Origin of the sequence: Streptomyces sp. NPDC126497, from assembly GCF_040302425.1 — a bacterium.
GTDB lineage: Bacteria > Actinomycetota > Actinomycetes > Streptomycetales > Streptomycetaceae > Streptomyces.
Window position 1 is genome coordinate 29,390 of record NZ_JBEORT010000031.1, and the last position, 18,383, is coordinate 47,772.

Genomic DNA, 18,383 nt, shown 5'->3' on the forward strand with positions numbered 1-18,383 from the left:
CTAGGTCGTACCGCCGGTAACTTTCTTCGCGCGCCCCCTACCCATCGGTACGGAGCTGCCCTACCCTCCCCATTGCGCCAGTGTTCACTGGCATGGTTCTGGGCGACGCGTGGAGGCTGGGGAATGGCCGGGCAGGAGCATGGACAGGGGCGGGAACACGTGCGGGTGGCGGTGGTCGGGTCGGGATTCGGCGGGCTCGGGGCCGCCGTACGGCTGCGGCGCGAGGGGATCACCGACTTCGTCGTCCTGGAACGGGCGAGCAGCGTCGGCGGCACCTGGCGCGACAACAGCTACCCCGGGTGCGCGTGCGACGTGCCGTCCCACCTGTACTCGTTCTCCTTCGCGCCCAATCCCGACTGGCCCCGCTCCTTCTCCGGGCAGGAGCACATCCGCGCCTACCTCGAGCACGTCACCGACGCCTTCGGCCTGCGCCCGCACCTCCGCTTCGACTCGGAGGTGAAGCGGATGACGTGGGACGGCGAGCGGCTGCGGTGGGAGATCGAGACCAGCAGCGGCAGCCTCAGCGCGGACGTGGTCGTGTCCGCGACCGGGCCGCTGTCCGACCCGAGGATCCCCGACATACCGGGGCTCGACACCTTCCCCGGCGAGGTGTTCCACTCCGCCCGCTGGGACCACGACTACGACCTGCGCGGCAAGCGGGTCGCCGTGGTCGGCACCGGCGCCTCGGCGATCCAGATCGTGCCGGCCGTCCAGCCGCTCGTCTCGCGGCTGACCCTCTTCCAGCGCACCCCCGCCTGGGTGCTGCCCCGCGTCGACCGGCCCATCAGCGGCGCCGAGCGCGCCCTGCACCGGGCGCTGCCCCTCACCACCACACTGCGCCGCGGGCTGCTGTGGGGCATCAGGGAGCTGCAGGTCCAGGCGTTCACCAAGCACCCCGGCGAGCTCGGCTTCGTCGAGCGGCTGGCCAAGCGCAACATGGGCCGCGCGATCAAGGACCCGGCCCTGCGCGCCAAGCTCACCCCCGACTACCGCATCGGCTGCAAGCGGATCCTGCTGTCGAGCACCTACTACCCGGCGCTCGCACGGCCCAACGTGGACGTCGTCGCGAGCGGTCTGAGCGAGGTGCGCGGATCGACCCTCGTCGGGGCCGACGGGACCGAGGCCGAGGTCGACGCGATCGTGTTCGGGACCGGGTTCCACGTCACCGACATGCCCATCGCCGAGCGGGTCGTCGGCGCCGAGGGGAAGACCCTCGCCGAGAGCTGGACCGGCGGGATGCAGGCGCTGCGCGGTGCCTGTGCCGCCGGGTTCCCCAACTGGATGACGATCATCGGCCCCAACACCGGCCTCGGGAACTCCTCCATGATCCTGATGATCGAGTCCCAGCTGAACTACCTGGCCGACTACCTCCGCCAGCTCGACGTCCTGGGCGGCCGGGTCGCCCTCGACGCCCGCCCCAGCGCGGTGCGCGCCTGGAACCACCGGGTGCAGGAGCGGATGAAGCGCACGGTGTGGAACACCGGCGGCTGCACCAGCTGGTACCTCGACGAGAGCGGGCGCAACACCACCATCTGGCCCGGTACGACGAGTGAGTTCCGGCGCGAGACCCGCCGTGTGGACCTCGCCGAGTACGCCGTGCTCCGCCAGGCCCCGGCCGCGGCCGGGGACGCCCGGGAGAACGCGGAGGTGACCGCGTGAGCCGCCCCGGTCACGTCACCTCCGGGCCGTACGCCCCGCCCGTCGCCGCCCGGGAACCGACCGTCCGCTCCGCCGACGGGACCCGGCTGCACGTCGAGGTGCACGGCCCCGACCGGGCGCCCGCGGTCGTCCTCGCCCACGGCTGGACCTGCTCGACCGCCTTCTGGGCGGCGCAGATCCGCGAACTGGCCGCAGACCACCGGGTCATCGCCTACGACCAGCGCGGCCACGGACGCACCCCCGCGAGCCCGGCGTGCAGCACCGACGTGCTCGCCGACGACCTCGAGGCCGTCCTCGCCGCCACCCTCGCGCCGGGGGAGCGGGCCGTGGTCGCCGGACACTCCATGGGCGGGATGACGGTGATGGCCGCCGCCGCCAGGCCCGCGTTCCGCGCGCACGCGGCCGCCGTCCTGCTGTGCAGCACGGGCAGTTCACGGCTGGTCGCCGAGTCGACGGTGCTGCCGATCCGGGCGGGCGGGGCGCGGACCCGGCTGACCGGGCGGATCCTCGGCTCCCGGGCCCCGCTCGGACCGGTCACGCCGCTCGCCCGCCGGATCCTCAGGTACGCGACGATGGGCCCCGCCTCCACCCCGGAGATGGTCGAGGCGTGCGCCCGCATCGTGCACGCCTGCCCGCGCGCGGCGCGTCACGCCTGGTCGCAGGTGCTCGACGGGCTCGATCTCGACCACGCGCTCGCCGGGTTGAACGTGCCGGTCGAGATCGTCGTCGGCGGCGCGGACCGGCTCACCCCTCCCGTGCACGCCCGGTCGATCGCCGCCGCGCTGCCCCACTGCCTCGGCGTCACCGAACTGCCCGGCATCGGCCACATGACGCCCGTCGAGGCGCCCGGCCCGGTCACCGGGAGGATCCGGGCCCTCGCCGCCGTCCACATCCACGCCGCACCCGTCGAGGAGAGCGCATGAGCAGGGTCAGTCTCGAAGGAAAGGTCGCCGTCGTCACCGGAGCGGCGCGCGGAGTGGGGGAGTTGATGGCCCGCAAGCTCTCCGCGCGCGGGGTGAGGGTGGCGCTGGTCGGGCTGGAGCCGGACGCGCTCAAGGACGTCTCCGCACGGCTGCACGGCGACAGCGACCACTGGCACGCGGACGTCACCGACCACGAGGCGATGGCCCGGGTCGCCGGGGAGGTCCGGGAACGGTTCGGCCGGGTGGACATCGTGGTCGCCAACGCCGGTGTGGCGACGGGCGGTCCGTTCGCCGCATCCGATCCGGAGTCCTGGCGGCGGGTGATCGAGGTGAACCTGATCGGATCGGCGGTCACCGCACGGGCGTTCCTGCCGCTGCTCACCGAGAGCCGCGGCTACCTGCTCCAGATCGCCTCCCTCGCGGCGATCACCCCGGCGCCGATGATGACGGCGTACTGCGCCTCCAAGTCCGGTGTGGAGGCGTACGCGCACGCGCTGCGGGCCGAAGTCGGCCACCAGGGCGTGAAGGTGGGCGTCGGGTACCTGTCGTGGACCGACACCGACATGGTGCGCGGGGCCGACCAGGACGACGTGATGCGGGAGTTGCGACAGCGGCTGCCGTGGCCGTCGAACAAGACCTATCCGCTGGGCCCCGCCGTGGACCGGCTGGTGGCCGGCGTCGAGCGGCGGGCGAGCCATGTGTACGGGCAGTGGTGGCTGCGCGGGATGCAGGGCGTGCGCGGCTGCCTGCCCGCGGTCATCGGGACGGTCGGGCAACGGGAGATGCGGCGGTTCGGGGACCGGCTCACCGGGGTCCGCACGGGACTGGTCGGAGCGGGCGGCAACGCCGATGAGCAGCACCGCGATACGGTGCGTGACTGATCGACATGCGCAGGGTGACGGGTCGTGTGAATCTGGTCGGGCAAGTTCCCCCACCCCACAACGGGAGTGAACCCACATGGGTATGAAGGACCAGTTCCAGGAGAAGTCCGAGCAGTTCCAGCAGCAGGCCAAGCAGCGCGCCCAGCAGGGCAAGGAGCAGCTGCAGAACCGCGGCCGCCGCCGGGACGAGAGCATGGACGACCAGCGGCGTCAGCGGGAGTCCGAGGAGCGTTTCGACCAGGACTACGAGGTCTGACGCCGAGCGCCGAGCACGTCGTGCGCTGATGGGGAAGGGGCGTCCCGTGGCGAAGGGGCGCCCCCTCTCACGTCCGGGGCGGCAGCTTCGGCCGGGAGCGGTCGGGCACGTCGCGGTACGTGGGGGGCGTCGCCGGGGGATCGGTCTCCAGCATCCGCAGGGCGAGCCGCACCGCGTCGTCGAGCACCGCGTACCGGCCCTCGGCCCAGTCCAGCGGGGTGCGCAGCGCCTCCAGGTCGGGGGTGACGCCCTTGTTCTCCACGGACCAGCCGTACGCGTCGAACCAGGCCGCGTTCATCGGCACCGTGATCACCGTGCCGTCGCCCAGCCGGTGCCGGCCGGTCATGCCGACCACCCCGCCCCAGGTGCGCTGGCCCACCACCGGGCCCAGCTTCAGCAGCCGGAACGCGGCGGTGATCATGTCGCCGTCGGAGCTGGTCGCCTCGTCCGCGAGCGCCACGACCGGACCGCGCGGGGCGTTGGAGGCGTACGACACGGGCTGGGCGTCGCGGGTGAGGTCCCAGCCGATGATGGTGCGGGTCAGTTTCTCCACGACGAGTTCGCTGATGTGGCCGCCGGCGTTGCCGCGCACGTCCACGATGAGGGCGGGCCGGGACATCTCCATGCGCACGTCGCGGTTGAACTGGGCCCAGCCGGAGCCGCCCATGTCGGGGATGTGCAGGTAACCGCAGCGGCCGCCGCTCAACTCCCGTACCACGGCGCGGCGCTTGGCGACCCAGTCCTGGTAGCGCAGGGGCGTCTCGTCGATCAGCGGGACGACGGCGACCCGGCGGGGCGGGCCTTCGCCCCCGGCGGGGACGAACGTCAGCTCCACGGTGGTGCCGCCCGCGCCCGCGAGCAGCGGGTAGGGGCCGGTGACCGGGTCCACCGGGCGGCCGTCGACATGGGTGAGGACCGCGCCCTCACGGATTCCGGCGCCGGCCAGCGGGGAGCGGGCGCGGGAGTCGGAGGAGTCGCCGGGCAGGATCCGCTTGACGGTCCAGCCCTCCTCGCGGAGAACGAGGTTGGCGCCGAGCAGGCCCTGGCGGCGCTGGTAGTGCGGAGGGCCCTCGTTGCGGCGGGCGGCGGTGACGTAGGCGTGGGAGGTGCCGAGTTCGCCGAGCACCTCGCGCAGCAGGTCGGCGAACTCGTCGGGGGAGGCGACCCGTTCGACCAGCGGGCGGTACTGCTCCAGGACCGCGTCCCAGTCGATGCCGCACATGCCGGGTTCCCAGAAGTAGGCGCGGATCAACCGCCCGGCCTCCGCGTACGCCTGGCGCCACTCGGTGGCCGGGTCGGCCTCGTGCAGGATGCGGCGGGCGTCGATCCACACCGTGGAGTCGCTGTCGCCGGGCTCGGTGGCGGGCACCGCGCGCAGCTCGCCCTCGTCGACCACGACCAGCCGGGTGCCGTCACCGCTGACCGCGAAGTGGTCCAGGTCGGCGACGAGTTCGGAGCGCTTGGCCTTGACGATGTCGAAGTGCTCCAGGGCGGGCCGGCCGCTGGTGTCGTCGGGGTTGACGAAGGTCTCGCCGAGCGCGCCGGAGATCGGCCAGCGCAGCCACACCAGGCCGCACCCCGCGACCGGGTACAGCCCCGAGTACTTGGAGGCGGCCACCGGGAAGGGGGTGACCCTGCTCTCCAGTCCCTCCGCCTCCACGGTCACCGTGCCGCCCTCGCCGCCCTCCTCGGCGTCCTCGCGCTCCGCCGGGTCCAGGCCCCCGGCGGCCGGGCGGCCCTCGGGGCTCAGGGCGAACGGGGAGGGGGTCGCCGACGACAGCGGCACCAGGTACGGGCGGCAGCCCAGCGGGAACGACAGGTCGCCGGTGTGCACGTCGTACACCGGGTCGAAGCCGCGCCAGGACAGGAAGGCGAGGTAGCGGCCGTCGCGGGTGAAGACCGGGTTCTCGTCCTCGAAGCGGCCGTTGGTGAGGTCGAGGACCAGCCGGTCCTTGATCCGGGCGAGCTTGATCTGCCGCAGCGACCTCCCGATCACGGGATGGGACCAGGCCAGCCACGCCCCGTCGGGGGAGAAGGCCAGGTCGCGCACCGGCCCGTTGCCGGAGTGGATCAGCTCGGAGACCTCCCCCTGCGTCCCGTCCGTCGCCTCGTCGGTGTCGACCAGCAGCAGCCGCCCGTCGTGCGCGGCGACGGCCAGCCGCTGCCCGTCCGGGTCGGCCACCATCTCCAGGACCCGGCCCAGTTTCCCGGCGGCCAGCCGCCGGGACGCGCGCTGGCCGGTGGCGCGGGGCAGGGAGGCGATCTCGACGGCGTCCTCGCCCTCGGCGTCCGTCACGTACGCCACCTGGCCGCCCGCGCCGAGCATCTCCGGCAGCCGGACCCGTACCCCCGGGGTGTCGGCGAGGGTGCGGGCGGGGCCGTCGCGGTGGGTGAGCCAGTACAGGCTGCCGCGGACGACGACGGCGCTCGCGCGCCCGGTCTCGTCGACCGAGAGGCCGTCGAGGTGGCGGGCGGCGGGCACCTGGTAGGGGCGCCGCCCGGCCCGCGGGCCGTTCGGCGTCACGTCGAGCCGGCGCGGGACGGAAGCCGGGGACAGGTCGTCCACCAGCCACAGGTCGCCGGCGCACTGGTAGACGACCCGGGTGCCGTCGCTGGCGGCGTGCCGGGCGTAGAAGGCGTCGTGGTCGGTGTGGCGGCGCAGGTCGGAGCCGTCGTACGCGCACGAGTACAGGTTGCCGACGCCCTCGTGGTCGGAGAGGAAGGCGATCCGGCCGCCGACGAACATCGGGGAGTGCAGATGGCCGTCGAGCCCGTCGAGCAGCCGGTGCCCGTGCAGCCACAGCCGGCCCGTGGCACCGCCCCGGTAGCGCTTCCAGGAGGCCGGTTCGTGCGGCGGGGTCCCGGTGAGCAGCAGCGACCTGCGCTCGCCCTCGACGTCGGCGACCTGGATGTCGGAGACCGGGCCCCAGGGGAGTTTGCGGCCCGGGCTGCCGTCGCAGGCGAGCTTGTAGGCCCAGGTGAAGTACGAGAAGGGCTCGCCGTGCGAGGCGACGGCGAGGATCTCGGCGTGGCCGTCCCCGTCGGGAGGCGCCCAGCCGCAGACCCGGGTGTCCGAGCTGCCCCAGTAGGTCAGGCGCCGGCCCGGTCCGCCGTCCACCGGGACCAGGTGCACCTCGGGGTCGAGGCTGCGCCAGCTCGTGTACGCGATGTGGCGGCCGTCGGGGGAGAAGCGGGGGTGACCGAGCTTGGTGCGGTCGACGGTGAGCCGCCAGGCGCGGCCCGGGCCGTCGAGCGGGGCGAGCCAGAGGTCGTCCTCGGCCACGAAGCACAGCAGGTCGTCCTTGAGGTGGGGCAGACGCAGATAGCTCACCTTTCCCATGCTTTGCCGGGGCCTTGGGCCCGGCAACTTATAAGAAAGCGACAACCTTGACGCAGATCACGAACGAAACCGTTTCGTTTCGTGGGCGAGGTGAGGTACCTTCGTCCTGTACGAAACCGTGTCGTTTCTTTGACAGGGTGGACACCGGAGCGGAAGGGTGGGCGGTATGAGTGAAGTCGCGACGGCGCGTCGCAGCCGGATCACCCCCGAGCGCGAGGCCGAGCTGTACGGGGCCGTGCTCGACCTGCTCCGCGAGGTCGGCTACGACGCCGTCACCATGGACGCCGTGGCCGCCCGCACCCGGTCCAGCAAGGCCACCCTCTACCGCCAGTGGGGCGGCAAGGCCGAGCTGGTGGTGAGAGCGATGCGCAGCCAGAAGCCGGGCGGCATCGCCGGCATCGACACCGGGACCCTGCGGGGTGACCTGCACGCCATCGTCGGCCGTGAGGACGACTGCGTCATGGAGCAGAACGCCGCCCTGATGCGCGCGCTCGCCATGGCCGTGCACATGAACGACGATCTCCGCCAGGCCTTCAAGGAACTCCTGGTCGAACCGGAGATGGAGGAGTTCCGGCGGATGATCCGGCGCGCGGTCGACCGGGGCGAGATCCGCCCCGACAACCCGGCGCTGGACTACATGGTGCACATGCTCGTCGGCGCGTTCGCCACCCGGACGCTGATCGACGATCTGCCGCCCACGCGGGAATTCCTCACCTCGTACATCGACGCCGTGGTGCTCCCCGCCCTCGGCGTGACCACTCACTGACCGTCCCCGGGTCAGACACCACACGTCGGACACCACACGTCGGACACCACCTGACGTCACCGCTCACGTCGTCGGGCTGATCACACCTGCCCCGAAGCAACCACGACCTGACCGGGAGTACGCCCTCGTGGCCACTTTCCTCTATCGACTCGGCCGGCTCGCCTTCAGGCGACGGCACCTCGCAGCCCTCATCTGGGTGGCGCTGCTGGCGCTCGCGGGCGTCGGCGCTGCCGGCGCCCCGGCGGCCGGCAACTCGTCCTTCTCCATACCCGGCACCGAGGCCCAGAAGGCCTTCGACCTGCTGGAGGAACGCTTCCCCGGCTCCAGTGCCGACGGGGCGACCGCCCGCGTCGTCTTCAAGGCACCGGCCGGCGAGAAGATGACCGACGCCGACCACAAGGCGACCGTCCGGAAGGCCGTCGACGAGCTCTCCGACGGCTCCGAGGTCGCCCGCGTCACCGACCCGTACCGGGGCGGCGGCGTCAGCCAGGACGGCACCGTCGCCTACGCCTCGGTGAGCTACAAGGTCTCCGGCATGGAGCTGGAGGACTCCTCCCGCGACGCCCTGGAGGGCGCCGCCGAGGACGCCCGCGACTCCGGGCTGACCGTGGAGATCGGCGGTGACGCCCTCCAGGCCGTCCCGCACACCGGCTCCGCCGAGATCATCGGCATCGGCGTCGCCGCGGTCGTCCTCGTCATCACCTTCGGCTCGCTGCTCGCGGCCGGGCTGCCGCTGCTCACCGCGATCATCGGCGTCGGCATCGGAGTGGCCGGCATCACCGCCCTGGCCAGCACCCTGGACCTCGGCTCCACCACCTCCATCCTGGCCTCGATGATCGGCCTCGCGGTCGGCATCGACTACGCGCTGTTCGTCGTCTCCCGCTACCGGGCCGAACTGGCCGAGGGACGCGGGCGCGAGGAGGCGGCCGGCCGGGCCGTCGGCACCGCGGGCTCCGCCGTGGTCTTCGCCGGCCTCACCGTCGTGATCGCCCTGGTCGGCCTGTCCGTCGTCAACATCCCGATGCTGACGAAGATGGGCGTCGCCGCCGCCGGCACGGTCGCCATCGCGGTCCTGATCGCCCTCACCCTGATCCCCGCCCTGCTCGGCTACGCGGGCCGCCGGGTCCGCCCCGCCGGCGAGAAGAGCAAGCTGCTCGGCGGGGGCCGCGCCGCGAAGAAGCCGCAGCGCCCGAACATGGGCACCCGCTGGGCCAGCTTCGTCGTACGCCGTCCGCTGGCCGTGCTGCTGCTCGGCGTGGTCGGCCTGGGTGCCGCGGCCGTCCCGGCCGCCTCGCTCGAACTGGGCCTGCCCGACGACGGCTCGCAGCCGACCTCCACCACCCAGCGCCGCGCCTACGACCTGCTCTCCGAGGGCTTCGGCCCCGGCTTCAACGGCCCGCTCGTGGTCGTGGTCGACGCCAAGGGCAGCGACGACCCGGACGCCGTCTTCCAGCAGGCCGGCGACGACATCAAGGGCCTCGACAACGTCGTGAACGTCGCCCCGGCGGCCCCCAACAAGGCCGGCGACACCGCGACGATCACCGTCGTCCCCGACTCCAAGCCCTCCTCGGTGACCACCGAGGACCTGGTGCACGACATCCGTGGCACCGGCGCGGACATCAAGGCCGACACCGGCGCCGACGTCCTGGTCACCGGCGCCACGGCGATGAACATCGACGTCTCGCAGAAGTTGAACGACGCGCTGGTGCCGTACCTGGTCCTGGTGGTCGGTCTGGCGTTCCTGCTGCTGATCGTCGTCTTCCGCTCGGTCCTGGTCCCGCTGAAGGCCGCCCTCGGCTTCCTGCTGTCGGTCCTCGCGGCCCTCGGCGCGGTCGTCGCCGTCTACCAGTGGGGCTGGCTGTCCGGCCTGATGGGCGTCGAGGAGACCGGCCCGATCATGTCGATGATGCCGATCTTCATGGTCGGTGTGGTCTTCGGCCTGGCCATGGACTACGAGGTGTTCCTCGTGACCCGGATGCGGGAGGCCTACGTCCACGGCGAGAAGCCGGGACAGGCCGTGGTGACCGGCTTCAAGTACAGCGCCCGGGTGGTGACCGCCGCGGCGGTGATCATGATGGCGGTGTTCTCCGGCTTCATCGGCTCCAGCGAGCAGATGGTCAAGATGATCGGCTTCGGCCTCGCGGTCGCCGTCCTCTTCGACGCGTTCGTCGTCCGCATGGCGATCGTCCCGGCGGTGCTGGCCCTGCTCGGCGACAAGGCCTGGTGGCTGCCGAAGTGGCTGGACCGGATCCTGCCCAACGTGGACGTCGAGGGCGAGGGCCTGCGCACGGACGACGACCGGAAGGACGAGGACCGGGAGTTCGTACGGGCCTGACGGCCCGGACGAACGCAGGACCGGCCGGTGAGGGCTCCGTGGGGACGGGGCGCCCTCACCGGCTTCCCTCTGTACGGGTTCCGGGACTCCGTGTCAGGTGCCGTATACCGTGGAGCGATGTCCGACGTGAACGACCCAGACCACCGACTCCCCGTCGTCGACCGTGCAGATGACGCGGTAGTCGCCGACACGGAGCCGACGCCGGTCGGGCCGGGAGACGAGCGCCGTGGTGTCGAAGCCGAGCGGGTCGGTCTCCGGTTCCGTCAGTTCGACCAGGATCCGGAGCGCCATGTCCCGCGGGATCGTGCGCAGCTCCGCCTGAGCCTCCGGCCGGAAGACGGTGCGGTACGTGTCACTCACCGCGCTCCAGCGTTTCCCTCATGACGTCCTCGACCGGGATGCCGGCCGCCGGATTCGCCATGCGCTCGTCGACGATCCGGTTGATCTCGCGCTCCTCCCATTCCTGGTACCTGCGGAGGACCTCCATCGACACGACCGCGGCCACCTGCCTGCCACGCCGGGTGATGACCGTGGGCGTGTCGTCACGGTCGACCCGCTCGACCACCTCGGCCAGGTGGGCGCGCACGTCACGGATGGACTCGATGGGCATCTGCGTCATGCACCAAAGGCACACGGTGTTCCATGTGTACACAGCGGATCACCGTCGTCGGCACTCCCGGGCGCCCCAGGGCGACATGCGCGAGCGCACCCCGTGACCCCCCTGGTCACCGCGGCCGTCCTGCTCGCCGCGGTCACCCACGCCAGTTGGAACGCCATCGCGCACCGGATCACCGACAAGCTCGTCGGATTCACGCTGATCTCCGGCGGCGGACTGCTGATCGGGCTGGCGGCGGTGCCGTTCGTGCCGTTCCCGGCGGCCGGGGCGTGGCCGTACCTGCTCTGCTCGGCCGCGGTGCACATGGCGTACTACGCGCTGCTGATGAAGTCCTTCCGGCTGGGCGAGTTCGGCCAGGCGTACCCGATCGCCCGGGGCAGCGCCCCCCTGGTCGTCACGGTGCTGGCCGCCGTCTTCGCGCACGAGATGCCCGACGGCCGGACGGCCGCCGGGATCGCCCTGTCCTGCGCGGGCCTGACCGGCGTCGCCCTGTGGGGACTGCGCGGGCGCCGGCCCGACCGGGCGGCGATCGGGGCGGCCCTGGCGACCGGTCTGACCATCGCGGTCTACACGGTCGTCGACGGACTCGGCGTACGCGCCTCGGGGTCGTCGTTCGGCTACGTCGCCTGGCTGATGGCGGTCCAGGGCACGGTGATCCCGGCGTACGCCCTCTGGCGCTGGCGGCGGGAGACGGGCGCCCGGCTGCGGGCGCACGCCGGTCTCGGCCTGCTGGGCGCCGCCCTGTCCGTCACCGCGTACGCGCTCGTGCTGTGGGCCCAGACCCGCGCGCCGCTCGCCCCCGTCGCGGCGTTGCGGGAGTCGTCGATCATCGTCGGCGCCGCCATCGGGGCGCTGTTCTTCAAGGAGCGGCTCGGCGCCCCGCGGATCGCCGCGGCCGGGCTGCTGGTCCTCGGGATCGGGCTGATGCTGCGGGCGGGGTAGCACGTTCCGCCGCGGCACGGGCGGGTGCGTGGGGGCGGTGCGAGGAGCACCCTGGAACTAGGTATTCCGGAGGTGATCCTCATGATGCACACCGCAGTGGGATGGCACGTGGAGCTGGAGTTCGAGGAGGACGACCGGCAGACGCGCGCGGCCGCGATGGTCCGGCTGCCGGACGGGTCCGAGGTACGGGCCAACGGTCACGCGAACCGGCACCACACGGACTCCAATCAGCCACGGGTCGGCGAGGAGATCGCCGGCGCACGCGCGTTGAACGAACTCGCCATGCAGATGCTGACCAAGGCGCACGGCGAGATCGACGACGCCTCGGGCCGCATCTCGCACCCGATCCACGTCTAGGGCCTCTCGTTTGGATCAGGTCGGCCGCGACCGACGGTGCGTCGTGGCCGACCCGAGCGGGGTTTGGTGCGTGCAGATGCAAGGCGGAGGAGGGCGCCAACGCGGAGCGTTGGCAACTGACGACAACGCGGCAGATGCGCGTGCCAAGCCCCGCGACGCCGACATGATCCAAACGAGAGGCCCTAGGCGGTCAGGGCCCGCCGTACCGCCCGGACCAGTGCCTGGGCCCTGGGGTCCGCCGTCACCGTCCTGCGGAAGCCGTTGGTGACGTAGCCGAAGGCGATGCCCGACTCCGGGTCGGCGAAGCCGAGGGAGCCGCCGCGGCCGGGGTGACCGAAGGAGCCCGGGGCCAGGAAGGGGGAGGCGCCGCCGTGCAGCATGTAGCCGAGCCCGAAGCGGGTGCCCACGACCAGCACCCGGTCGGGGCCCGCCGACTCCTCGGCGCGGGCGAGTTCCACGCCGGCCGGCTCCAGGAGCCGTACGCCGTCGACCGGGCCGATCAGTGACGCGTAGAAGCGGGCCAGCCCGTCCGCCGTCGCGATCCCGTTGGCGGCGGGCAGGGCCGCGGCGCGGAACACCGGGTCGTTCTGGTCCGGGAAGGGGGTGACCGCCGCGAAGGCGCGGCGGGTCAGGGAGGACGGGTCGGCGTAGGCGTCGGTGACCGAGCGCTTGGGGCGGGCGCGGAGCGTCCCGGACGGCTCGGGGCCCTCGATCCGGCCGACCGTCCCCACGCGGTGGGCCTGCGCGTCCGGCAGCCCCACCCACAGTCCCAGGTCCAGCGGGGCGGCGATCTCCGACGCGATCCACGCGCCGCAGCCCCTGCCGGTCACGCGGCGCACCAGCTCGTCGACCAGCCAGCCGTAGGTCAGCGCGTGATAGCCGTGGTCGGTGCCCGGCTCCCACACCGGGGCCTGCGCGGCGACCGCCTCGGCGGCCCGCACGGGGTCGGCGGCCTCGTCGGGGGTGAGCGGACGGTCCAGGACCGGGAGTCCGGCGCGGTGGTTCAGCACGTGCCGGACCAGCAGTCCCTCCTTGCCGTGCGCCTTGAACTCCGGCCAGTAGTGGCCGACCGGCGCGTCCAGGTCCAGCTCGCCGCGCTGGTGCAGCAGCAGGAGCGCGGCGGCGGCGACGCCCTTGGTCGCCGAGCGCACCACCTGCGCGGTCTCCCGCCGCCAGGGTCCGGTGCCGTCGACGTCCTTCACCCCGGCCCACAGGTCGACGACCCTGCGCCCGTCCCGGTACACGGCGACGGCCGCCCCCCGCTCCCCGAGCGCCTCGAAGTTCCGCGCGAACGCCTCCCGGACCGGCTCGAAACCCCCGGCCACCGTGCCGTGCACGTCCACGTCCACGTCCCTGGGTCCTTCCACTCGCCTGTGACAGTGGGTGCAACAGTGTCGGTCCGCCTGTGATTCCTGGGCGCAGACGCCCCGGCGCGACCGTTACGAACGTCCCGGAGCGGCCGGCACCGAGCGCGGGTCGAAGCCGTACGGCAGCTCCAGCCGGTGGGCGCGCATCAGCCCGTCGTCGGCGAGCAGGTCCGCCGTGGCGCCGTCCGCCGCGATCACGCCGTCGCTGAGGACCAGCGAGCGCGGGCACAGCTCCAGCGCGTACGGCAGGTCGTGCGTGACCATCAGGACGGTGACGTCCAGGGAGCGCAGGATGTCGGCGAGTTCGCGGCGGGACGCCGGGTCCAGGTTGGAGGACGGCTCGTCCAGGACCAGGATCTCCGGCTCCATCGCGAGGACGGTCGCCACGGCCACCCGGCGCCGCTGGCCGAAGGAGAGGTGGTGCGGCGGGCGGTCCTTGAACTCCGTCATGCCGACCAGGCCCAGCGCCCGGTCCACCCGCTCCTCCAGCTCGGGCCCCCTGAGCCCGGCCGCCGCCGGGCCGAACGCCACGTCCTCGCGGACCGTCGGCATGAACAGCTGGTCGTCCGGGTCCTGGAAGACGATGCCGACCCGGCGCCGGACCTCGGCCATGTGCCGCTTGCCGACCTCGAGCCCGGCCACCCGCACCGTGCCGGTGCCGCCGGTCAGGATGCCGTTGAGGTGGAGGACGAGAGTGGTCTTGCCGGCGCCGTTCGGGCCCAGCAGCGCGACCCGTTCGCCGCGCGCGATCGAGAAGTCGACGCCGAACAGGGCCTGGTGACCGTCGGGGTAGGCGAAGGCGAGGCCGGAGACCTCCAGGGAAGCAGTGTTCACAGGATCCATCCCAGCAGACGGACGACGAGGGCGGCACACGGCAGGGCGAGGGCGTACGACCACTGCGCCCGGGACGCGGCCGCCTCGTCGATCACCGGCATGGAACCGGCGTACCCCCGGCTCACCATGGCCAGGTGGACGCGCTCGCCGCGTTCGTAGGAGCGGATGAACAGCGCGCCCGCCGACTTGGCGAGGACGCCCCAGTGCCGCGGGCCGCGCGCCTCGAAGCCGCGGGACTCGCGGGCGATCCGCATGCGCCGCATCTCGTCGGTGACGACGTCGCCGTAGCGGACCATGAAGGAGGCGATCTGCACCAGCAGCGGCGGGAGCCGCAGCCGCTGGAGGCCGAGGAGCAGCTCGCGCAGTTCGGTGGTGGAGGCGAGCAGGACCGAGGCGGCCACCCCCAGGGTGCCCTTGGCGAGCACGTTCCAGGCGCCCCACAGCCCGTCGACGCTCAGCGACAGTCCGAGGACGTCGGTCCGCCCGCCCTCCGCCACGAACGGCAGCAGCACGGCGAAGGCGACGAACGGGACCTCGATCAGCAGCCGCTTGAGCAGGAAGGCGGCCGGGACGCGGGCGGCGCAGGCGACGAGGGCGAGCAGCCCGGCGTACGCCGCGAACGCCCACACCGCCTCGCGCGGGGTCGACACGACCACGACCACGAAGGCGAGGACCGCGGCGAGTTTGGTGTGCGGAGGCAGCGCGTGCACGGGGGAGTGCCCGTGCCGGTAGAGCCGGTGCGCGTGACCCGCTCCCACCTCAGACGCCCGTGCCGCTGGGCGAGGCGGCGTCGGCCGTGTCCTCCGTGCGGCGCCTGCGGACCGCCCAGAACACCCCCGTGCCCGCCACGACCGTCACGCCCACGCCGATCACACCGGCGAGACCGCCCGAGAGGCGGGCGTCGTCGACGTCCTCGACGCCGTAGTCGGCCAGCGGGGAGCCGGCGATCGCGTGCTCCCGCGCCTTCTCGTCGATGCCGTGGTCGCCGGCGACCTTCTCCAGGCCGTCCGGGTCCGCGGAGGCGTAGAAGCTGACGAAACCGGCGAGGACCAGGGAGGTCACCAGGCCGGTGATCCAGACCCCGCGCCGGGAGCGGGCGGCGGCCGGGACGGGCTCCGGCTCCGCGGTGCCCGGGGCGTCGACCAGCTCGCCGTTCACCCGCAGCTTGAGCTTTTGGGTCAGGCCGCGTGCCCCGTACACCAGGTCCGGGCGGACGGCGACGACGGCGCCGACGGTCAGGGCGGTGATCACGGCCTCGCCGAGACCGATGAGGACGTGCACGCCCACCATGGCGGTGGCGACCTTGCCGATCGAGACGTCGGTGGTGCCGCCGACCGCGTAGAGCAGCGTGAAGACGACGGCGGAGGCCGGGACGGAGACCAGGGCGGCGACGAAGGAGGCGGCGGTCACCGAGCGGCGGGTGCGCGGCAGCACCTTCACCAGGCCGCGGAAGAGCGCGTACGCGACGACCGTCGTGGTGATCGCCATGGTGGTGACGTTCACGCCGAGCGCGGTCAGTCCGCCGTCGGCGAAGAGGACGGCCTGCATCAGCAGGACGACGGAGACGCACAGGACGCCGGTGAAGGGGCCCACCAGGATCGCGGCGAGGGCGCCGCCGAGCAGGTGGCCGCTGGTCCCCGCCGCGACGGGGAAGTTCAGCATCTGCACGGCGAAGATGAACGCCGCCACCAGTCCGGCCAGCGGCGCGGTCCGCTCTCCCCCGCTCCCGGCCGCACCCGGGAGGGAGGCGCCCTCCAGCTCACGGCGGGCGCCGCGCAGGCTCACGGCGATCGCGCCGGCCGCGGCCACTGCGACGACGGCGGACACGGGGGCGTTGATGAATCCGTCAGGTGCGTGCACGGACTTGATGATGTGGTCTGTTGCAAACCCTGCGCAAGAGCGAGCCGATTGTTTTACCTCACGCACAGCTCGGCTGTGATATGCGCCTCTCGGACGCGCGAATTCCGGATCCGGTGCACGATGGAGCGGGGGGGCGGGTAGACGAAGTGCACGCCTTCACGTAGATCGGCTCAGCGTAAGGGGCCCCCGATGTCCGCAGTAGAGCAGTACGCGCCCGCCCACATCGTCACCGACGTGCTGGAGGAGGACCGCGGAGCGGTACCCGTGGTGCTGCGCTACGACCCCGACCGGGACCCCCACTGCGTCCGCGTGGCGCTTCCGGGCGCCGCGCCCCGCGAGTGGGCCGTCGAGCGGGACCTCCTGGAGCGGGGGCTGCGCGCCCCCGCGGGCCGGGGCGAGATACGGGTGTGGCCGTGCGGCCGCGTCCAGACCGTGGTCGAGTTCCACACCGCGCGGGGCGTGTCGGTGGTGCAGTTCGAGACGAAGACCCTGACGCGGTTCCTGCGGCGGACCCACGCCGCCGCCGAACCCGTGCCGCACTGACCGTCCGGACGGCTCAGCCGCCGCTGCTCAGCAGCGCCGCCACGATCGGTCCGGCCGTGGAGCCGCCGTGGCCGCCCTTCTGGACCACGCCCGCGGCCGCCAGGTCCCCGCGGTACGCGGTGAACCAGCCGTTGGGCTTCTTCTGCCCGTCGACCTCGGCCGACCCGGTCTTGGCGCCCCGGGCACCGCTCACCCCCGCCATCGCCTCCGCGGCCGTGCCGTAGGAGGCGGTGTACGACATCAGCTCCCGCAGCTGCGCCAGCGTGCCGGCCGACAGGGTGCGCGAGGCCGTCGCCAGCTTCCGTCCGTCGAGGTCGGGGGAGACCAGGTACGGCTGCCGGAAGACGCCCGACTGGACCGTCGCCGACACCGACGCCATGTTCAGCGGGTTCATCCGCACCCCGCCCTGGCCGATCAGGGAGGCCGCCATCGGGGCCTTCGACTGCACCGGCACCGAGCCGTCGAAGGTCGGTACGCCGACCTGCCAGTCGTTCCTCCCCAGCCCGAACACCTGCTGGGCCTGCTCGGTCAGGTCGTCGTCCTCCAGCTCGGGCGCCTGGCTGATGAAGGCCGTGTTGCAGGAACGGGCGAAGCTCGCCTTGAAGGTGCCGTCCTTGATCTGGAACTTGTCGTCGTTCTGGAACTTCCAGCCGCCGTAGCTGAAGTACTTCGGGCACGGGTGCTTCTCGTCCATCGAGGCGAGGCCCTTCTCGATCAGCAGCGAGGAGGTGATCACCTTCATCGTGGAGCCCGGCGCGAGCGCACCCTGGAACGCGGTGTTGAAGCCGTGCGAGGAGTTGGCCACCGCCAGGATCTCGCCGGTCGACGGCCGCAGCACCACCACCGACGCCCCCTGCTTCTTCGCCACCTGCGCCTCGGCGGCGGCCTGCAGGGACGGGTCCAGCGTGGTCCGCACCGTGCCGGGCGTGCCCTCGCTCAGCTCCAGCAGCGTCCTGTCGGACAGTTCGGCCTTCTTCGACGCCTTGCCGCGTATGATCCGCAGCTCGACGCCGGCCTTGCCGCCGGCCTTCTCGCCGTACTTCTCGCGCAGCCCGTCCAGCACCGTCCCCAGGGACGGGTACGCGGCGGTGGTCAGCTCGTCGCCGTCCCGGTCGAGCGCCTTGACGGGCGGGGTGCCCGCCTCGCCGGTGACCAGCCTGTCGCCGTCCTTGAGCTCGGGGTGCACGACGGCCGGCCGCCAGGCCACCCGCGGCTCTCCGTCCCCGGCCCGGCGCACCACGGTCAGCGCGCTGTCGTACGCCAGCGGCTTGCCGGCGCCCTCGTGGGACACGGTGCCCTTGACGGTGAAGGGGACCCTGCCGCCGGCGCGGGTGCCGGCGGTGAGGGTGAGGTCCTTGATCCGGGCGTCCTCGGCGTAGGCGGTGAGCAGGGCGGTCGCGGCCTCGGGGTCGTCGGTGGCGGCGGCGGCCTCGCGCACCTTCCCGGACTGCCAGGCGGTGAGGAAGCGCTCGGCCGTGGAGGTGACCTCGGCGGCGGACAGCGGTCCGGTCCTGACGTCCTCGGCCGCGGAGGTCGTACGGGCACCGTCCTCGGCGGCGGCACCGCCGCCGAGCAGCGCGTAGGCGCCGAACCCGGCGCCGCCGACGACCACGGCGACCACTGCGCCGAGCACGGCGGGTCTCGTCCTCCGCCGTCCGGCGGCGTTCCTTCTGTTCTCCACTGCTTTCCGTTCCTCCGCTGTCC

17 protein-coding genes are annotated in these 18,383 nt (G+C 72.9%); 9 read left to right on the top strand and 8 right to left on the bottom strand.

Annotated features, from left to right (window positions below; genetic code table 11):
* Nucleotides 1-123 precede the first annotated feature (123 nt).
* The 4 genes from ABTY20_RS15965 (at nucleotide 124) to ABTY20_RS15980 (ending at nucleotide 3,719) form a co-directional block, all read left to right on the top strand.
* Nucleotides 124-1,659 (top strand): flavin-containing monooxygenase, encoded by a 1,536-nt coding sequence (locus ABTY20_RS15965; RefSeq protein ID WP_351997611.1) that lies wholly within the window; start codon nucleotides 124-126, stop codon nucleotides 1,657-1,659.
* Nucleotides 1,656-2,582 carry an alpha/beta fold hydrolase gene (locus ABTY20_RS15970; RefSeq protein ID WP_351997612.1) on the top strand — a complete coding sequence of 309 codons (927 nt, stop codon included), beginning with the start codon at nucleotides 1,656-1,658 and terminating at the stop codon, nucleotides 2,580-2,582. Before ABTY20_RS15965 ends, ABTY20_RS15970 begins: the two co-directional genes overlap by 4 nt.
* Complete coding sequence (locus ABTY20_RS15975; RefSeq protein ID WP_351997613.1) at nucleotides 2,579-3,463, top strand: SDR family oxidoreductase; 885 nt, start codon at nucleotides 2,579-2,581, stop codon at nucleotides 3,461-3,463. Before ABTY20_RS15970 ends, ABTY20_RS15975 begins: the two co-directional genes overlap by 4 nt.
* 76 nt (nucleotides 3,464-3,539) lie before the next feature.
* Entirely contained in the window at nucleotides 3,540-3,719 is a 180-nt protein-coding gene (locus ABTY20_RS15980; protein ID WP_351997614.1) for a hypothetical protein, read from the top strand.
* A gap of 67 nt (nucleotides 3,720-3,786) precedes the next feature.
* Here the strand turns inward: ABTY20_RS15980 and ABTY20_RS15985 are convergent, their stop codons facing one another.
* Entirely contained in the window at nucleotides 3,787-7,050 is a 3,264-nt protein-coding gene (locus tag ABTY20_RS15985; RefSeq protein ID WP_351997615.1) for a S41 family peptidase, read from the bottom strand.
* Between the two features lie 175 nt (nucleotides 7,051-7,225).
* Here ABTY20_RS15985 and ABTY20_RS15990 point away from each other — a divergent pair, with 175 nt between their 5' ends.
* Both ABTY20_RS15990 and ABTY20_RS15995 read left to right on the top strand, forming a co-directional pair.
* On the top strand, nucleotides 7,226-7,825 hold the full coding sequence (locus ABTY20_RS15990) for a TetR/AcrR family transcriptional regulator (RefSeq protein ID WP_351997616.1): 600 nt from the start codon (nucleotides 7,226-7,228) through the stop codon (nucleotides 7,823-7,825).
* Nucleotides 7,826-7,952: 127 nt separating this feature from the next.
* Complete coding sequence (locus ABTY20_RS15995) at nucleotides 7,953-10,160, top strand: MMPL family transporter (protein ID WP_351997617.1); 2,208 nt, start codon at nucleotides 7,953-7,955, stop codon at nucleotides 10,158-10,160.
* 93 nt (nucleotides 10,161-10,253) lie between these two features.
* Here ABTY20_RS15995 and ABTY20_RS16000 read toward each other — a convergent pair whose 3' ends face one another.
* Nucleotides 10,254-10,520: a type II toxin-antitoxin system RelE family toxin gene (locus ABTY20_RS16000; RefSeq protein ID WP_351997618.1), complete on the bottom strand. Its 267-nt coding sequence runs from the start codon at nucleotides 10,518-10,520 to the stop codon at nucleotides 10,254-10,256.
* The gene (locus ABTY20_RS16005; RefSeq protein WP_351997619.1) at nucleotides 10,513-10,779 is read right to left on the bottom strand and encodes a type II toxin-antitoxin system Phd/YefM family antitoxin; all 267 of its coding nucleotides are present in this window, start codon (nucleotides 10,777-10,779) and stop codon (nucleotides 10,513-10,515) included. The genes ABTY20_RS16000 and ABTY20_RS16005 overlap by 8 nt, the downstream gene beginning before the upstream one ends.
* Before the next feature lie 93 nt (nucleotides 10,780-10,872).
* Between ABTY20_RS16005 and ABTY20_RS16010 the strand changes: the two genes are divergently transcribed.
* The gene (locus ABTY20_RS16010) at nucleotides 10,873-11,718 is read left to right on the top strand and encodes an EamA family transporter (RefSeq protein ID WP_351997620.1); all 846 of its coding nucleotides are present in this window, start codon (nucleotides 10,873-10,875) and stop codon (nucleotides 11,716-11,718) included.
* 81 nt (nucleotides 11,719-11,799) lie between these two features.
* On the top strand, nucleotides 11,800-12,075 hold the full coding sequence (locus ABTY20_RS16015; RefSeq protein ID WP_351997621.1) for a DUF1876 domain-containing protein: 276 nt from the start codon (nucleotides 11,800-11,802) through the stop codon (nucleotides 12,073-12,075).
* A 182-nt stretch (nucleotides 12,076-12,257) separates the two neighbouring features.
* Here the strand turns inward: ABTY20_RS16015 and ABTY20_RS16020 are convergent, their stop codons facing one another.
* From ABTY20_RS16020 to ABTY20_RS16035, 4 genes are all read right to left on the bottom strand, one after another.
* Nucleotides 12,258-13,418, bottom strand: a complete 1,161-nt coding sequence (locus tag ABTY20_RS16020; protein ID WP_351997639.1) for a serine hydrolase domain-containing protein — start codon at nucleotides 13,416-13,418, stop codon at nucleotides 12,258-12,260.
* Between the two features lie 96 nt (nucleotides 13,419-13,514).
* Nucleotides 13,515-14,285 carry an energy-coupling factor ABC transporter ATP-binding protein gene (locus tag ABTY20_RS16025; protein ID WP_351997622.1) on the bottom strand — a complete coding sequence of 257 codons (771 nt, stop codon included), beginning with the start codon at nucleotides 14,283-14,285 and terminating at the stop codon, nucleotides 13,515-13,517.
* Nucleotides 14,273-15,034, bottom strand: coding sequence for a cobalt ECF transporter T component CbiQ (gene cbiQ / locus ABTY20_RS16030; RefSeq protein ID WP_351997623.1), 762 nt, complete (start codon nucleotides 15,032-15,034; stop codon nucleotides 14,273-14,275). Before cbiQ ends, ABTY20_RS16025 begins: the two co-directional genes overlap by 13 nt.
* 1 nt (nucleotide 15,035) lies before the next feature.
* Nucleotides 15,036-16,136 (bottom strand): energy-coupling factor ABC transporter permease, encoded by a 1,101-nt coding sequence (locus ABTY20_RS16035; RefSeq protein WP_351997624.1) that lies wholly within the window; start codon nucleotides 16,134-16,136, stop codon nucleotides 15,036-15,038.
* A 189-nt stretch (nucleotides 16,137-16,325) separates the two neighbouring features.
* Between ABTY20_RS16035 and ABTY20_RS16040 the strand changes: the two genes are divergently transcribed.
* Nucleotides 16,326-16,679, top strand: coding sequence for an SsgA family sporulation/cell division regulator (locus tag ABTY20_RS16040; protein ID WP_351997625.1), 354 nt, complete (start codon nucleotides 16,326-16,328; stop codon nucleotides 16,677-16,679).
* A 13-nt stretch (nucleotides 16,680-16,692) separates the two neighbouring features.
* On the opposite strand, the gene ABTY20_RS16045 is transcribed toward ABTY20_RS16040, so the two are convergent.
* Nucleotides 16,693-18,360, bottom strand: coding sequence for a penicillin-binding transpeptidase domain-containing protein (locus tag ABTY20_RS16045; RefSeq protein WP_351997626.1), 1,668 nt, complete (start codon nucleotides 18,358-18,360; stop codon nucleotides 16,693-16,695).
* Nucleotides 18,361-18,383 lie beyond the last annotated feature (23 nt).

Excerpts from the sequence above, each read along its gene's own strand:
- ABTY20_RS15965 (WP_351997611.1), top strand. The coding sequence starts at position 124 with ATGGCCGGGCAGGAGCATGGACAGGGGCGGGAACACGTGCGGGTGGCG.
- ABTY20_RS15980 (WP_351997614.1), top strand. The coding sequence starts at position 3,540 with ATGGGTATGAAGGACCAGTTCCAGGAGAAGTCCGAGCAGTTCCAGCAG.
- ABTY20_RS15975 (WP_351997613.1), top strand. The coding sequence starts at position 2,579 with ATGAGCAGGGTCAGTCTCGAAGGAAAGGTCGCCGTCGTCACCGGAGCG.
- ABTY20_RS16040 (WP_351997625.1), top strand. The coding sequence starts at position 16,326 with ATGTCCGCAGTAGAGCAGTACGCGCCCGCCCACATCGTCACCGACGTG.
- ABTY20_RS16025 (WP_351997622.1), bottom strand. The coding sequence starts at position 14,285 with ATGGATCCTGTGAACACTGCTTCCCTGGAGGTCTCCGGCCTCGCCTTC.
- ABTY20_RS16005 (WP_351997619.1), bottom strand. The coding sequence starts at position 10,779 with ATGACGCAGATGCCCATCGAGTCCATCCGTGACGTGCGCGCCCACCTG.
- ABTY20_RS15990 (WP_351997616.1), top strand. The coding sequence starts at position 7,226 with ATGAGTGAAGTCGCGACGGCGCGTCGCAGCCGGATCACCCCCGAGCGC.
- ABTY20_RS16015 (WP_351997621.1), top strand. The coding sequence starts at position 11,800 with ATGATGCACACCGCAGTGGGATGGCACGTGGAGCTGGAGTTCGAGGAG.